The 16,663-nt window shown below is 52.7% G+C and carries 13 protein-coding genes; 6 read left to right on the forward strand and 7 right to left on the reverse strand.

Translation table 11 applies throughout. The features are described from left to right. Nucleotides 1-148: 148 nt before the first annotated feature. The 6 genes from caiT to caiE all read left to right on the forward strand — a co-directional run bounded on the left by caiT (nucleotide 149) and on the right by caiE (nucleotide 7,370). The gene (gene caiT, locus ACO7SM_RS18085; RefSeq protein ID WP_490468653.1) at nucleotides 149-1,666 is read left to right on the forward strand and encodes an L-carnitine/gamma-butyrobetaine antiporter; all 1,518 of its coding nucleotides are present in this window, start codon (nucleotides 149-151) and stop codon (nucleotides 1,664-1,666) included. A 31-nt stretch (nucleotides 1,667-1,697) separates the two neighbouring features. Next, entirely contained in the window at nucleotides 1,698-2,840 is a 1,143-nt protein-coding gene (caiA, locus tag ACO7SM_RS18090; protein WP_490468654.1) for a crotonobetainyl-CoA dehydrogenase, read from the forward strand. Nucleotides 2,841-2,946: 106 nt separating this feature from the next. Then, entirely contained in the window at nucleotides 2,947-4,164 is a 1,218-nt protein-coding gene (gene caiB / locus ACO7SM_RS18095) for an L-carnitine CoA-transferase (RefSeq protein WP_490468655.1), read from the forward strand. Between the two features lie 64 nt (nucleotides 4,165-4,228). Next, nucleotides 4,229-5,782, forward strand: a complete 1,554-nt coding sequence (gene caiC, locus ACO7SM_RS18100; protein ID WP_490468656.1) for a crotonobetaine/carnitine-CoA ligase — start codon at nucleotides 4,229-4,231, stop codon at nucleotides 5,780-5,782. Between the two features lie 115 nt (nucleotides 5,783-5,897). Next, the gene (caiD, locus tag ACO7SM_RS18105; RefSeq protein WP_490468657.1) at nucleotides 5,898-6,683 is read left to right on the forward strand and encodes a crotonobetainyl-CoA hydratase; all 786 of its coding nucleotides are present in this window, start codon (nucleotides 5,898-5,900) and stop codon (nucleotides 6,681-6,683) included. Nucleotides 6,684-6,773: 90 nt separating this feature from the next. After that, on the forward strand, nucleotides 6,774-7,370 hold the full coding sequence (gene caiE / locus ACO7SM_RS18110; protein ID WP_490468658.1) for a carnitine operon protein CaiE: 597 nt from the start codon (nucleotides 6,774-6,776) through the stop codon (nucleotides 7,368-7,370). A 102-nt stretch (nucleotides 7,371-7,472) separates the two neighbouring features. On the opposite strand, the gene caiF is transcribed toward caiE, so the two are convergent. From caiF to fkpB, 7 genes are all read right to left on the reverse strand, one after another. Then, nucleotides 7,473-7,865, reverse strand: a complete 393-nt coding sequence (gene caiF, locus ACO7SM_RS18115; RefSeq protein WP_490468659.1) for a carnitine metabolism transcriptional regulator CaiF — start codon at nucleotides 7,863-7,865, stop codon at nucleotides 7,473-7,475. Nucleotides 7,866-8,156: 291 nt separating this feature from the next. Continuing rightward, the gene (carB, locus tag ACO7SM_RS18120) at nucleotides 8,157-11,381 is read right to left on the reverse strand and encodes a carbamoyl-phosphate synthase large subunit (protein ID WP_490468660.1); all 3,225 of its coding nucleotides are present in this window, start codon (nucleotides 11,379-11,381) and stop codon (nucleotides 8,157-8,159) included. Between the two features lie 17 nt (nucleotides 11,382-11,398). Beyond that, a complete protein-coding gene (carA, locus tag ACO7SM_RS18125; protein ID WP_490468661.1) occupies nucleotides 11,399-12,547 on the reverse strand; it encodes a glutamine-hydrolyzing carbamoyl-phosphate synthase small subunit in 1,149 nt (382 codons plus the stop codon). A 456-nt stretch (nucleotides 12,548-13,003) separates the two neighbouring features. Then, nucleotides 13,004-13,825, reverse strand: coding sequence for a 4-hydroxy-tetrahydrodipicolinate reductase (gene dapB, locus ACO7SM_RS18130; RefSeq protein WP_490468662.1), 822 nt, complete (start codon nucleotides 13,823-13,825; stop codon nucleotides 13,004-13,006). Between the two features lie 173 nt (nucleotides 13,826-13,998). Beyond that, nucleotides 13,999-14,913, reverse strand: coding sequence for a ribonucleoside hydrolase RihC (gene rihC, locus ACO7SM_RS18135; RefSeq protein ID WP_490468663.1), 915 nt, complete (start codon nucleotides 14,911-14,913; stop codon nucleotides 13,999-14,001). Nucleotides 14,914-14,979: 66 nt separating this feature from the next. Further along, nucleotides 14,980-15,930, reverse strand: coding sequence for a 4-hydroxy-3-methylbut-2-enyl diphosphate reductase (gene ispH / locus ACO7SM_RS18140; RefSeq protein WP_490468664.1), 951 nt, complete (start codon nucleotides 15,928-15,930; stop codon nucleotides 14,980-14,982). Nucleotide 15,931: 1 nt separating this feature from the next. Further along, nucleotides 15,932-16,381: an FKBP-type peptidyl-prolyl cis-trans isomerase gene (gene fkpB / locus ACO7SM_RS18145; RefSeq protein ID WP_490468665.1), complete on the reverse strand. Its 450-nt coding sequence runs from the start codon at nucleotides 16,379-16,381 to the stop codon at nucleotides 15,932-15,934. Nucleotides 16,382-16,663 lie beyond the last annotated feature (282 nt).

Genomic DNA, 16,663 nt, shown 5'->3' on the forward strand with positions numbered 1-16,663 from the left:
AGTACACAGCGGTACGAATACCCATTATGAAGTACTTTCCAACGCGTTCCTGAGGTTAATAAATCATTAAATTATTATTACAAAAAACAAACAAGAAATAACATCCGGGAATACAAAATAAATTTTGTTTTGACACTGGAATTAACTTATGAAAAATGAAAAGAAAAAGTCTGGAATTGAACCAAAGGTTTTTTTTCCTCCATTAATAATTGTTGGAATACTATGTTGGCTAACCGTTCGCGATCTGGATGCGGCAAATGTCGTTATTAACGCCGTATTTAGTTACGTCACAAATGTCTGGGGTTGGGCATTCGAATGGTACATGATCGTTATGCTTTTTGGTTGGTTCTGGCTGGTTTTCGGCCCCTATGCCAAAAAGAAATTAGGCGATGAAGCACCGGAATTCAGCACCACCAGCTGGATTTTTATGATGTTCGCCTCCTGTACCTCAGCCGCCGTCTTATTCTGGGGTTCGATTGAGATTTACTACTACATCTCGACACCGCCGTTTGCCCTTGCGCCGAATTCCACGGGCGCGAAAGAGCTCGGCCTTGCCTACAGCTTGTTCCACTGGGGACCGTTACCGTGGGCAACCTATAGCTTCCTCTCCGTTGCGTTCGCTTACTTCTTCTTTGTTCGCAAAATGGACGTCATTCGCCCCAGCTCAACGCTGGTGCCGCTGGTCGGAGAGAAACACGCAAAAGGCTTATTCGGAACCATCGTTGATAACTTCTATCTGGTGGCGCTGATCTTTGCGATGGGTACCAGTCTGGGTCTGGCGACACCGCTGGTCACAGAGTGTATGCAGTGGTTGTTTGGCATTCCGCATACGCTGCAACTGGACGCCATCATCATCACCTGCTGGATCATCCTGAACGCGATTTGCGTCGCCTGTGGTCTGCAAAAAGGGGTGAAAATCGCCAGTGACGTACGCAGTTATTTAAGTTTCCTGATGTTGGGCTGGGTGTTTATTGTCAGCGGCGCCAGCTTCATCATGAACTACTTCACGGATTCCGTCGGCATGTTGCTGATGTATCTGCCACGCATGCTGTTTTATACCGATGCCATCGGCAAAGGCGGCTTCCCGCAAGGCTGGACGGTCTTCTACTGGGCCTGGTGGGTTATCTACGCCATCCAGATGAGTATCTTCCTTGCCCGTATTTCCCGTGGACGTACCGTTCGTGAATTGTGCTTCGGGATGGTGCTGGGTCTGACCGCATCCACCTGGATCCTGTGGACCGTTCTCGGCAGTAACACCCTGCTGCTGATGGACAAAAACATTCTCAACATTCCGCAGTTAATCGAACAACACGGTGTGGCGCGCGCCATCATCGAAACCTGGGCCGCACTGCCGTTCAGTACCGCCACGATGTGGGGATTCTTTATCCTCTGCTTTATCGCCACGGTAACACTGATTAACGCCTGTTCTTACACCCTGGCAATGTCGACCTGCCGCGAAGTCCGCGACGGCGAAGAACCGCCTCTGCTGATTCGCATCGGTTGGTCAGTGCTGGTTGGCGTTATCGGTATCGTACTGCTGGCGCTTGGCGGGCTGAAACCGATACAAACCGCCATTATCGCCGGCGGCTGTCCGTTGTTCTTCGTCAATATCATGGTGACGCTGTCCTTTATTAAAGACGCCAAAGTGCACTGGAAAGACAAGTAACTTTAACCCCAATATATCAAGAGGTTGGAAGATGGATTTTAATTTAAATGACGAGCAGGAACTGTTTGTCGCCGGTATTCGTGAACTGATGGCCAGTGAAAACTGGGAAGCGTATTTTGCCGAGTGCGATCGCGACAGCGTCTATCCAGAACGTTTTGTAAAAGCACTGGCGGACATGGGCATTGATAGCCTGCTGATCCCGGAAGAACACGGTGGACTGGAAGCCGGTTTTGTCACCGTCGCGGCGGTCTGGATGGAACTGGGACGCCTGGGCGCACCAACGTATGTTCTGTACCAGCTTCCAGGCGGGTTTAACACCTTCCTGCGTGAAGGAACCCAGGAGCAGATCGATAAGATCATGGCTTTCCAGGGAACCGGGAAGCAAATGTGGAACTCCGCCATCACAGAACCGGGAGCGGGATCAGATGTTGGTAGTTTAAAAACTACTTATACACGTAAAAATGGTAAGGTTTATCTTAACGGCAGTAAGTGCTTTATCACCAGTAGCGCCTATACCCCTTACGTCGTGGTAATGGCACGAGACGCCGCCTCTCCGGACAAACCAGTTTATACCGAATGGTGTGTCGATATGAGCAAAGCGGGCATCAAAGTGAACAAACTTGAGAAGCTCGGTCTGCGCATGGACAGCTGCTGTGAAATCAACTTTGACGATGTCGAACTGGATGAGAAAGACATGTTCGGTCGTGAAGGTAATGGCTTTAACCGCGTAAAAGAAGAGTTCGATCACGAACGTTTCCTGGTGGCCTTAACCAACTACGGTACCGCAATGTGCGCCTTTGAAGATGCCGCGCGCTATGCGAATCAGCGCGTGCAGTTTGGCGAAACTATCGGTCGCTTCCAGCTGATTCAGGAAAAATTCGCTCACATGGCGATTAAATTAAACTCCATGAAAAACATGCTGTTTGAAGCAGCATGGAAGAGCGATAACGGCACCATCACCTCCGGTGATGCCGCGATGTGTAAATACTTCTGCGCCAATGCTGCGTTTGAAGTTGTGGACAGTGCTATGCAGGTGTTGGGCGGCGTGGGGATTGCGGGCAACCACCGTATCACACGTTTCTGGCGTGACCTGCGCGTTGACCGTGTTTCCGGCGGTTCAGACGAAATGCAGATCCTGACACTGGGTCGTGCAGTACTGAAACAATATCGCTAATTCAGTACGCCCGTAGGCCGGATAAGCGCAGCGCATCCGGCATTCGTTGCCTGATGTGGCGCTTACGCGCCTTATCAGGCCTACAAAACCTGTCAGGAGCTATTATATGGACCATTTACCGATGCCCGCCTTTGGGCCGCTTACCGGGTTGAGGGTTGTCTTCTCCGGGATTGAAATCGCTGGGCCGTTCGCCGGGCAAATGCTTGCCGAGTGGGGCGCGGAAGTCATCTGGATTGAAAACGTTGCCTGGGCCGATACGATCCGCGTCCAGCCCAACTATCCGCAGCTTTCACGTCGCAATCTGCACGCGCTTTCCCTGAACATTTTCAAAGATGAAGGCCGGGAAGCGTTTCTTAAACTGATGGAAACCACCGATATCTTCATTGAAGCCAGTAAAGGCCCGGCGTTTGCCCGTCGGGGGATCACTGATGAAGTGCTCTGGGAGCATAACCCGAAGCTGGTTATCGCCCATCTTTCCGGTTTTGGCCAGTACGGTACAGATGAGTACACCAACCTTCCGGCGTACAACACCATTGCCCAGGCATTCAGCGGCTACCTGATTCAAAACGGCGACGTCGATCAGCCAATGCCAGCCTTCCCTTACACGGCGGACTACTTTTCCGGCATGACCGCGACCACCGCGGCGCTGGCGGCACTGTACCGGGTACGTGAAACCGGTAAAGGCGAAAGTATTGATGTCGCGATGTACGAAGTCATGCTGCGCATGGGGCAGTATTTCATGATGGATCACTTCAACGGCGGCGAAATTTGCCCGCGAATGACCAAAGGCAAAGACCCCTACTACGCCGGGTGTGGACTCTACAAATGCGCGGACGGCTATATCGTCATGGAGCTGGTCGGCATTACCCAAATTAACGAATGCTTTAAAGATATTGGCCTCGCACACATCCTGGGGACGCCAGAAGTCCCGGAAGGCACGCAGCTGATTCACCGCGTCGAGTGTCCGTATGGCCCCTTAGTAGAAGAAAAACTGGATGCCTGGCTGGCAGCGCACACCATCGCCGAGGTACAGGCACGTTTTGCCGAGTTGAATATCGCCTGTGCAAAAGTACTGACTATCCCGGAACTGGAAGGCAACCCGCAATACGTAGCCCGTGAATCTATCACCCAGTGGCAAACGATTGATGGTCGCACCTGCAAAGGGCCGAACGTGATGCCGAAATTCAAAAACAACCCTGGGAAAATCTGGCGAGGCATGCCTTCACACGGCATGGACACCGCCGCCATTCTTAAAAATATCGGTTATAGCGAAGCAGACATTAAAGAGCTGGTCGGCAAAGGCCTGGCCAAAGTTGAGAACTAAACGCGGTCGCGCTGGCTGGCTTTGCCAGTTAGCGCCATCACGGTGAAAAACGGATAGAGGTGCAATGGATATCGTTGGCGGACAAAACTTACGTCAGATGTGGGACGACCTTGCGGACGTCTATGATGATAAAATGGCGCTCATTTTCGAGTCCAGCGAAGGCGTCGTACAGCAATTTAGCTATGCCTCGCTGAATGAGGAAATCAACCGTACAGCAAACCTGTTCCATTTGTTAGGTATTCGAAAAGGCGATAAGGTTGCACTGCATCTGGATAACTGTCCGGAATTTATCTTCTGCTGGTTCGGACTGGCAAAAATTGGCGCTGTCATGGTGCCCATTAATGCCCGACTGCTGCGGGAGGAAAGCACCTGGATTTTGCAAAGTAGCCAGGCGCAGTTGTTAGTCACCAGCAGCCAGTTTTATCCGATGTACCAACAAATTCAGCAAGATAGCGACAATCCGCTTACGTACATTTGTCTCATCGGGCAAGACATTCCAAAGGTCGATGGCGTTATCAACTTTACGCAGTTGAGTGAGCAGCAATCCCCTACGCTTCATTACGCCCCGCCGCTCAGTACCGACGATACCGCCGAAATCCTGTTCACCTCTGGCACCACATCACGCCCGAAAGGGGTGGTCATCACCCACTATAATTTACGTTTCGCAGGCTACTACTCTTCCTGGCAGTGCGCTTTGCGCGAGGATGATATCTACCTGACGGTGATGCCTGCTTTTCATATCGACTGTCAGTGTACGGCGGCAATGGCCGCGTTTTCGGTGGGCAGTACCTTTGTATTGCTCGAGAAATACAGCGCCCGCGCGTTTTGGGAACAGGTACGAAAATACCGCGCTACTGTCACCGAATGCATCCCGATGATGATCCGCACGATGATGGTGCAACCCGAATCGCCACAAGACCGCCAGCATCACCTGCGCGAAGTGATGTTCTACCTCAACCTGTCGGTGCAGGAAAAAGATGACTTTGTTACGCGCTTCGGCGTCAGATTACTCACCTCCTACGGAATGACAGAGACTATTGTCGGGATCATTGGCGACAGACCGGGAGACAAGCGACGCTGGCCTTCTATCGGGCGAGTCGGTTTTTGCTATGAAGCCGAAATTCGTGATGAGAACAACCGCCCTCTTCCCCCGGGTGAAACAGGTGAAATCTGTATCAAAGGCATCCCAGGGAAAACCATTTTCAAAGAGTATTACGACCGCCCGGATGCAACCGCAAAAGCGCTGGAGCCAGAAGGTTGGTTACATACAGGTGACTCCGGCTACCGGGACGAAGAGGGCTTTTTCTATTTTGTCGACCGGCGCTGCAACATGATCAAGCGCGGAGGGGAAAACGTCTCCTGCGTTGAACTGGAAAATATCATTTCCGCACACCCAAAGATTCAGGACATCGTTGTCGTTGGGATTAAAGATTCTATTCGCGATGAAGCGATTAAAGCCTTTGTGGTTCTTAACGAAGGGGAAACGTTAAGTGAAGATGAATTTTTCAGTTTTTGTGAACTGAATATGGCGAAATTTAAAGTTCCCTCTTTTATGGAGATACGAACCGATTTGCCACGTAATTGTTCAGGAAAAATAATCAAAAAAAATCTGAAATAACGCACACGGTGGGGAAATAACCCACGCAGAAAAATTATCACGACGAAATGGATGCAGCGCTTTGCAGGCCCCGTGCTGCCTCTGTAACGGAATAAAAATAATTAAGGAGTGAAAAATGAGTGAATCATTACATCTGACCCGCAACGGCCCCATTCTGGAAATTACCCTGGACAGGCCAAAAGCGAATGCCATCGACGCGAAAACCAGCTTCGAAATGGGCGAGGTTTTTCTCCAGTTCCGTGACGATCCAGAGCTGCGCGTGGCCATCATTACCGGCGGTGGAGAAAAATTCTTTTCTGCTGGCTGGGATCTGAAAGCCGCTGCTGAAGGTGAAGCGCCAGATGCCGATTTTGGTCCTGGTGGATTTGCAGGTTTAACCGAAATCTTTGACCTCGACAAACCGGTCATTGCCGCCGTTAACGGCTATGCGTTTGGCGGCGGCTTTGAGCTGGCGCTTGCGGCTGACTTTATTGTCTGCGCAGAAAACGCCAGCTTCGCGTTGCCAGAAGCCAAACTGGGTATCGTACCGGACAGCGGCGGCGTACTGCGCCTGCCGAAACTGCTGCCGCCTGCCATCGTCAATGAAATGGTGATGACCGGCAGACGTATGGATGCTGAAGAAGCACTGCGCTGGGGGATCGTGAACCGCGTCGTGAGCCAGTCCGAACTCATGGACAGCGCCCGCGAACTCGCGCAACAACTGGTAGACAGCGCACCGCTGGCCATCGCCGCGCTCAAAGAGATTTACCGCGCCACCAGCGAAATGCCGGTTGAAGAAGGCTATCGCCACATCCGCAGCGGCGCGCTAAAACATTACCCTGCCGTACTGCATTCCGAAGATGCCGTCGAAGGGCCGCAGGCGTTTGCAGAAAAACGCGATCCGGTCTGGAAAGGGCGTTAATGCCCGATGCGCTGACGCTTATCAGGCCTACAAGGTGTGCTGTTTCGTAGGCCGGATAAGCCATCCGGCAAAAAACATACAGGATTATTTATGAGCTATTACGCCTTTGAAGGCCTGATTCCGGTGGTACACCCAGAGGCGTATGTCCATCCCAGCGCCGTACTTATTGGCGATGTGATTGTTGGGGCCGGAGTGTATATCGGCCCACACGCTTCGCTGCGCGGTGACTATGGCCGCCTGATCCTTGAAGCGGGCGCCAATCTCCAGGATGGCTGCATTATGCATGGCTATTGCGACACCGACACCATCGTGCATGATAATGGGCACATTGGACACGGCGCGATTCTGCACGGTTGCATTGTAGGTCGGGACGCGCTGGTCGGCATGAACAGCGTCATCATGGACGGCGCCGTGATTGGTGAAGAGAGCATCGTCGCTGCGATGAGTTTTGTGAAAGCAGGATTTGCCGGTGCTCCCCGCCAGCTCCTGGTGGGCACTCCCGCACGTTTTCTGCGCCCGGTGACGGACGACGAGTTACGCTGGAAGCGGCTCAATACGAAGGAATATCAGGATCTTGCTGTTCGCTGTCGGGCCGCGCTACATGAAACACAACCGTTAACACAGGTAGAAGCAAACCGGCCGCGACTGAAAGGCACAACGGAAGTAAAACCAAAATCGGAAATGTAAATCATGCTGGATGGCATCAGCGCCTGTCCGGCCGATGAAAAAGATGAAAATGTTTGCCGGAAAGGCGTTTCACGACGCCCTCCGACAAACAGGCCATGACGATTAACGACGCATGCTTTTAGAAAGCATCATCTGCCATTTTTGTTCGCGATTAAGTTCTCTGGGCGGTACTGGCATACACGATCTGCTCACCGGACTGACCACTTTTGTCTGCACACTGATACCCAGTCGGGTATATAGCGAAGCATCAATATTATTGATACGCACCAGTCGCTGACATTGACATCCCCGCCCCTCAAGTTGGTTTGGAATTGTCTTGGTTTCGCAGGATATTTCCCCAACCTCAGAGAGAATATAAGAAACCGTATTAATCGCTTTGCAATGGTCCATATCAAAATGCTTTGCTATCTCTTTGGCGCTAACCCAACGATTTTGCGCCATCACCCAATCAGCAATTAACAAATAAAGCGGTTTTTCAACATATTCTTCACACATAGGCACACCATTTTCACTAATTAAAATTCTTGCTCAGGCTCTGTCGGCGCAAATTAACGCAATGCCATTAGCCGTATTAAAGTCGTGGATATCAGCGATAATATGCAAGTTGGAGGTTAATTAGTGTGAGCTAAATCTTGCTTGTCACATTGTAAATATGATTAAAGAAATATAAATATCCTGGAATTAACTTACCACCGCCAAAAAAAACGGCTCCTGAAAAGGAACCGTTTAGATTAATGGCAAATATTCCGTTTTGCCGGATGGCGGGTAAGTGCCCGCCAGCAGAGATTATTTTTTAATCTGCGCGTGCATTTCCTGCACCGATGTCACCTTCTCAGTGGCATCCGCATTTAACGCCATCGCCGTGGCGAAACCGCCGTTCAGCGTGGTGTCATAATGCACTTTATACTGCAGCGCGCTGCGGCGAATCAGCTTGGAGTCTTCAATCGCCTGGCGACCTGCGGTGGTGTTGATGATGTAGGTATATTCGCCGTTCTTGATACGATCCTGAATGTGCGGACGACCTTCATGCACCTTGTTTACCAGACGTGGATTGATACCCGCTTCGCCCAACACTACCGCGGTACCGTGGGTGGCATCCAGCTCGAAGCCCTGTTTCAACAGCTTAGCGGCCAGGTCAACCACGCGCTCTTTATCGCCTTCGCGAACGGAGAGCAGCGCACGGCCCTGTTTTTTCATGGTGGAGCTGCTGCCCAACTGCGCCTTGGCGAACGCTTCCGCGAAGGTGCGACCCACGCCCATCACTTCCCCGGTAGAGCGCATTTCTGGCCCTAACAGCGGGTCAACGCCCGGGAATTTGTTGAACGGCAGCACCACTTCTTTCACCGAGTAGTACGGCGGGATAATCTCTTTGGTGACACCCTGTTCAGTCAGTGACTTACCGGCCATCACGCGCGCTGCCACTTTCGCCAGCGGAACACCGGTGGCTTTAGAGACGAACGGCACGGTGCGCGCCGCACGCGGGTTGACTTCAATCAGGTAGACTTCGTTGTCTTTCACCGCGAACTGTACGTTCATCAGACCGCGAACCTGCAGTTCGAAGGCCAGTTTCTGCACCTGTTGGCGCATCACGTCCTGGATTTCCTGACTCAGCGTGTAAGCAGGCAGAGAACACGCGGAGTCACCGGAGTGAACGCCAGCCTGTTCGATGTGCTCCATGATGCCGCCAATCAGCACCATCTCGCCGTCGCAGATAGCATCGACGTCCACTTCAACCGCATCGTCGAGGAAGCGGTCCAACAGCACCGGCGCATCGTTAGAAACGCTGACCGCCGTCTGGAAGTAGCGACGCAGGTCGGCTTCATCGTAGACGATTTCCATCGCACGGCCGCCCAGTACGTAAGACGGGCGCACCACAAGCGGGTAGCCAATCTCTTTCGCCTTCTCAACCGCCATCTCAATCGCGGTCACGGTGGCGTTCGCCGGTTGTTTCAGCTTCAGGCGGTCAACGGCTTTCTGGAAGCGCTCACGGTCTTCTGCACGGTCAATCGCATCCGGGCTGGTACCGATAACCGGAACACCCGCCGCTTCGAGCGCACGCGCCAGTTTCAGCGGCGTCTGCCCGCCATACTGCACGATAACGCCTTTCGGCTGCTCGACGCGGACGATTTCCAGTACGTCTTCCAGCGTCACCGGCTCAAAGTACAGGCGGTCAGAGGTGTCGTAATCGGTAGAGACGGTTTCCGGGTTACAGTTGACCATAATGGTCTCAAAACCGTCTTCGCGCAGCGCCAGCGAGGCGTGCACGCAGCAGTAGTCGAACTCAATCCCCTGACCGATACGGTTTGGACCACCGCCCAGCACCATAATCTTGTCGCGATCCTGATTCGGATTCGCTTCACACTCATCTTCATACGTGGAGTACATGTACGCGGTGTCGGTGGAGAATTCTGCCGCGCAGGTGTCCACACGCTTGTAAACCGGGTGCAGGTTGAACTGGTCGCGCAGCTTGCGGATTTCCGCTTCGCGAACGCCTGCCAGTTTTGCCAGACGCGCATCCGCAAACCCTTTGCGCTTCAACTGCCGCAGGAAGTCAGCATCGAGGCCGTTAATGCCCACGTCCGCCACTTTTTCTTCCAGACGCACCAGTTCTTCAATTTGTACCAGGAACCAGCGGTCGATATTGGTCAGGTTAAACACGCCGTCAACAGACAGGCCCGCGCGGAAGGCGTCAGCGATGTACCAGATACGCTCAGCACCGGCATCTTTCAGCTCGCGGCGAATTTTAGTCAGAGCTTCCGGGTCATCCAGGCTCACTTTCGGGTCAAAGCCCATCGCGCCAACTTCCAGGCCGCGCAGCGCTTTCTGCAGGGATTCCTGCTGGGTGCGACCAATCGCCATCACTTCACCGACAGATTTCATCTGGGTGGTCAGACGGTCGTTCGCGCCGACGAATTTTTCGAAGTTAAAGCGTGGAATTTTGGTCACAACGTAGTCGATGGAAGGCTCGAACGAGGCCGGGGTACGTCCACCGGTAATGTCGTTCATCAGCTCATCGAGGGTGTAACCGACCGCCAGTTTCGCCGCCACTTTTGCAATCGGGAAGCCCGTTGCTTTCGACGCCAGCGCCGAGGAGCGGGAGACACGCGGGTTCATTTCGATGACAATCAGACGACCGTTTTTCGGGTTTACCGCAAACTGGACGTTAGAACCACCGGTTTCCACACCGATTTCACGCAGTACCGCCATCGAGGCGTTACGCATGATTTGATACTCTTTGTCGGTCAGCGTTTGCGCCGGAGCCACCGTGATGGAGTCACCGGTATGGATGCCCATGGCGTCAAAGTTTTCGATAGAGCAGACGATGATGCAGTTGTCGTTTTTATCACGCACCACTTCCATCTCGTACTCTTTCCAGCCAATTAGCGATTCATCAATCAGCAGCTCATTGGTGGGGGAAAGATCCAGACCGCGTTCGCAAATCTCTTCGAACTCTTCGCGGTTATAGGCGATACCGCCGCCGGTGCCGCCCATGGTGAAGCTAGGCCGGATGATGCACGGAAAGCCGACGTCAGCGGCAACCGCCAGCGCTTCTTCCATCGTGTGAGCGATACCGGAGCGCGCGGTGTCGAGACCGATTTTCTTCATCGCGATGTCGAAGCGACGGCGGTCTTCCGCTTTATCAATCGCATCGGCCGTCGCGCCAATCATGGTCACGCCGAACTCTTCCAGTACGCCCTGACGTTCCAGTTCCAGCGCGCAGTTCAGCGCCGTCTGGCCGCCCATGGTTGGCAGAACGGCGTCCGGACGCTCTTTTTCGATGATTTTGCGCACCACTTCCCAGTGAATTGGCTCGATGTAGGTGGCATCGGCCATTTCCGGGTCGGTCATGATGGTCGCCGGGTTAGAGTTCACCAGAATGACGCGGTAACCCTCTTCACGCAGGGCTTTACACGCCTGGGCACCGGAGTAGTCAAACTCACACGCCTGACCGATAACAATCGGGCCCGCGCCCAGAATCAGGATACTTTTTATGTCTGTACGTTTTGGCATGGCTCTTTAACTCCTGATTATTTCGCGGACTGACGGTATTGCTCAATTAACTCGATAAAGTGGTCGAACAGCGGCGCTGCGTCGTGCGGCCCCGGGCTCGCTTCCGGGTGGCCCTGGAAACTAAACGCCGGTTTATCGGTGCGGTGAATCCCCTGCAGGGTGCCATCGAACAGCGATTTGTGGGTCACACGCAGGTTTGCAGGCAGCGTCGCTTCATCGACCGCAAAACCGTGGTTCTGCGCGGTAATCATCACCACGTTGTTATCGATATCTTTCACCGGGTGGTTACCACCGTGGTGACCGAATTTCATCTTGATGGTTTTCGCACCGCTGGCCAGCGCTAACAGCTGATGGCCCAGGCAGATGCCGAATACCGGAATCTCGGTCTGGAGGAATTTTTCAATCGCGTCGATAGCGTAATCACACGGCGCCGGGTCACCCGGGCCGTTTGACAGGAAGATACCGTCCGGATTCAGCTTCAGGACGTCTTCGGCAGAGGTTTTCGCCGGGACAACCGTCAGGCGGCAGCCGCGGTCAACCAGCATACGCAGAATGTTGCGTTTGGCGCCAAAATCGTAGGCAACGACGTGGAACGGCAGCTCTTCTTCTTTTTTGGCTTCTGGCAGTTCGCCTGCCAGCGTCCAGCTACCCTGCGTCCAGCCGTAGGTTTCAGCCGTGGTCACTTCTTTCGCCAGGTCCATCCCGTTCAGCCCCGGGAAGGCTTTCGCCTTTTCCAGCGCCAGTTGCGCATCCAGGTTATCACCGGCGATGATGCAGCCGTTCTGAGCGCCTTTCTCACGCAGCAGGCGCGTCAGCTTACGGGTATCGATATCGGCAATCGCCACGATGTTATGGCGTTTCAGGTAAGAAGAGAGGTCTTCAGTATTGCGGTAGTTGCTGGCAATCAGCGGCAGGTCGCGAATGACCAGGCCTTGCGCATGTACCTGAGAGGATTCTGCATCGGCTTCATTGGTGCCGACATTACCGATATGGGGATAAGTAAGAGTGACGATTTGGCGGGAATAGGAAGGATCAGTGAGGATTTCTTGATAACCGGTCATTGAAGTATTGAAAACGACTTCCCCAACCGCCGAACCCGTTGCCCCTATGGCCCGACCGTGAAACTGGGTTCCGTCTTCCAGAACCAATAGCGCTGACTTAATCAAAACACCCTCCAGAGAATATTCACTCACTTTATTTGCATATTAATTCATTTTGATTGCATGAATCAATGCAAATTTGCTTACCCATGTATTTCTGGCAAACGGCGGCATTCTAGAGACAGAGCAGACAAAAGTCTACCTGAAAGGGGAATTTTTATTATTATTTTACGTCACTGAGATAAATCACGCGATTTAACAGGCAAAAAGATCAGCTAAGTCGTGTCAGGAAACGCTTGCGCGATGAAAAGAGTATGAAAATGCGTTATCAAGATAGAAAAAGTAGACCATTTGGTCAAAATTTACATAAAACCAACAAAACAGAAGATGAAAACATAAATTTATAAGCAACTCACTTAAAAAACATCGAAAAATCGATAAAATAAAAGGGCAATAAAATATTGCCCTATGTAATCAATAAATTATGACTACAATGACCACATCACTAAGGGTAACTCATACTTATAAATCATTTAAATTAAGCACATCTCTCATATCAAAAAGACCCTTTGATTTGCACTTCAACCAAATTGCCGATTTTATGGCTCCGTTAGCAAATGTCATGCGACTGGATGCCTTATGCGTGATCTCAACGCGCTCGCCGATATCAGCAAACATCGCGGTATGTTCACCCACAATGTCACCCGCACGTACGGTAGCAAAACCAATCGTGCCGGGCACGCGCTCGCCGGTATAGCCTTCCCGGCTGTAGACGGCGCAGTCTTTAAGATCTTTGTCCAGCGCATGGGCAATTGCTTCCCCCATCGCCAGTGCTGTCCCTGACGGCGCATCCACTTTATGACGATGGTGGGCTTCAATAATTTCAATGTCGGCGTAATCGCCCATTACTTTTGCCGCTTTTTCGAGAAGCTTCAGCATGACGTTAACGCCCACGCTAAAGTTCGCCGCAAACACAATTCCTATTTCCTGAGCGGCGTCGCGAATCGCCTGCTTACCGGCATCGTCAAACCCGGTCGTACCTATCACCATGCCTTTGCCGTGCTGGCGGCAAAAAGCCAGATGCGTTAGCGTCCCTTCCGGGCGGGTAAAATCGATGAACACATCAAAATCGTCTTTGATGGCATCAAGGCTGCTTTGTATGGTAACACCGCACTTTCCGGCACCCGCCAGTTCACCCGCATCGCTGCCCAGCAATGAGGAACCTTCCCGCTCCAGCGCTGCGCCCAACTGGACGCCTTCCATGCTCAGTGTCGCCTGAATCAACTGACGTCCCATGCGTCCACCGGCTCCCGCGATGGCAACGCGGATATGTGCATCATGCATAGCTATTCTCTTTTGTTAATTTTACGTAAATCGTTTTCAGATTAACCAGCGCGCTGCCGCACCGCTAGCCAAAAACGTCGATAATTAGAATTTAATGATAAACAGGGTGAGATATCAGTAAAAGGCATGATGCATCGGAATAAGTCGCACCATACCGTTTGATACACCTGGATTTACGGAGCCAATGCCAGCACCTCGGCCACCCAATGCTGAAAACCGACAACGTCAATATCAAGGGCGACCTGTGCGTTTGCCGGTCTGTTCATTCGTCCCTCAATATCCACAACGGTTGTTCCAGCGGTATATTCCCCCTGCGTTTCTACCGCGACGAAGCACGGCTTGACGGTAAACAGATCCGGGCGAACCAGCCAGGCGATAGCGCAGAGGTCGTGCATCCGCACGCCATTGCTCATTGTCCCACTGCGATAGTGGCTGAACAGGGCATGCAACATCTTTCCGGTATGATTCAGTGAGGGTAGCGTGGTCAGATACTCCGGCGCCAGCATGGCCCGATTCGTGACATCCAGCCCGCACATCACAATGTCAATGCCACTCTGGAATACACGGGCGGCAGCTTCCGGATCGACAGCGATATTAAATTCGGCATTAGGGGTAAAGTTCCCTCGCCCGGCAGAACCGCCCATGATCACCAGACGACGGATATTGAACGTACATTCTGGAGAGTGCATCAGCAGCAGCGCAATGTTTGTTAACGGGCCAATCGCCACCAGAGTTACCGGTTCCGGGGCGCTCATCAGCGCGTCACGAATAGCGATAAACGCCGGTTTAGCCAGCGGCTGTCGGTCATGGCCGACAAAATCATAGCCTTCCATACCGGATTCGCCATGAACATTAGCGGCGTCGCGTAACGGACGCAGCAGCGGCGTGGCGGCGCCCTGCGCCAGGGGAACATCGGCATTCCAGAAATGCAGCAGTTGCAGGGCGTTACGGGTGGTCTTCTCCACCGAGACATTACCGGCAACCGTGGTCATCAGCCGTAGGTCAAGCTGAGGGGCAAACAGCGCAGCGGCAATCGCCGCAGCATCATCAATACCGGGATCGGTGTCGAGAATAATGGGTAGGCGCATATTTCCTCCATAAAAAAATGCCAGACATCAAGTCTGGCATCTTCTCATAATCATCACGTGCAAGATTTACTCTACTTCACGAACATCCACTCGTAACTCTTTCGGCACTTCAAAAACGATGTTCTCTTCACGGCCTTCCAGAGGAATCGCTTCGCCGCCGCCAAGCTCCTGCAGACGCGAAATGACATTCTGTACCAGAATATCCGGTGCGGAGGCCCCAGCGGTCACTCCCACACATTTGGCCTCTTTTACCCAGGATTCCTGGATATCGGTCGCATCATCGATAAGAAATGCCGCTTTCCCCATTCGCTGCGCCAGTTCAGCCAGACGGTTGGAGTTTGAGGAGTTCCTGGAACCGACCACTAGCACCACATCGGCCTTTTCAGCCAGCGCACGCACCGCTTCCTGACGGTTAGTCGTCGCATAACAGATATCGTCTTTACGCGGCCCGACGATTTTCGGGAATCGCTTACGCAGCGCATCAATAACGTCTGAGGTGTCATCCACAGAAAGCGTGGTTTGCGTCATAAAGGAGAGTTTGCCCTCATTTTTGACATTCAGCGTCCAGACATCTTCTGGCGATTCGACCAGGTACATCCCCCCTACCGGGTTGCTGTACTGCCCCATCGTACCTTCGACTTCCGGGTGCCCTGCATGACCAATCAGGATCGACTCTTCGCCGCGACGGCTGGCGCGCGCCACTTCCATATGCACTTTCGTTACCAGCGGACAGGTCGCGTCAAAAACCGTGAGATCGCGGCTTTTCGCCTCGTTACGTACCGCCTGAGAAACGCCATGGGCAGAGAAAATCAGGATCGCGCCGTCGGGTACTTCACTGATTTGCTCTATAAAAATTGCCCCACGCTCGCGCAGGGTGTCCACCACATAACGGTTATGTACCACTTCGTGACGAACATAAATTGGCGCGCCATAAATCGCCAGCGCGTTTTCAACAATGCTGATAGCGCGGTCTACACCTGCGCAAAATCCGCGCGGGTTGGCCAACAGGATCTGCATTTTACGCCTCCAGTGCCGGATCGACTTCCAGCACTTCAATATCAAAATGAACGATATGCCCTGCCAGCGGATGGTTGAAATCAACGGTGATGGAGTCGCCATTGATTTCGCGGATCACGCCAGGCATTTCACTGCCGTCCATTGCGGTAAAGAGCATTATGGCCCCGATTTCGGGTTCACCCGCGTCCATAAATTCCCGACGCGAGAAATACTGAATCAAATCCGGGCTCGATACGCCAAAGGCGGCATCCGGCTCGAGAGAAAACGTGGTTTTTTCGCCATTTTTCAGGCCCAGAAGATGCTGCTCCAGTCCTTCAGACAGAGAGCCATCACCCAGGCGGAATAGCGCAGGTTTACCATTATTGCGGGTCGACTCTGCGGTGGAGCCATCGTCGAGCTTTAAGGTGAAGTGCACCAGCACCGCACTGTTACTCTGTACTGATTTAGACATGCAGGTTGCTCTTTAACATTGCTGCCGCCTGTTTGCCCGGTGGCGCTATGCTTACCGGGCCTACAAGGATTGCGATAAATGGTAGGCCGGAGAAGGCGTTTACGCCACCACCCGGCACAGGTTTGCCTGATGGCGCTACGCTTATCAGGCCTACAAAGATTGCGATAAATTGTAGGCCGGTAAGGCGTTTACGCCGCCATCCGGCACAGGTTTGCCTGATGGCGCTACGCTTATCAGGCCTACAAAGATTGCGATAAATTGTAGGCCGGAGAAGGCGTTTAC

The sequence above is a fragment of the Citrobacter sp. LJND-P06 genome (assembly GCF_058188415.1).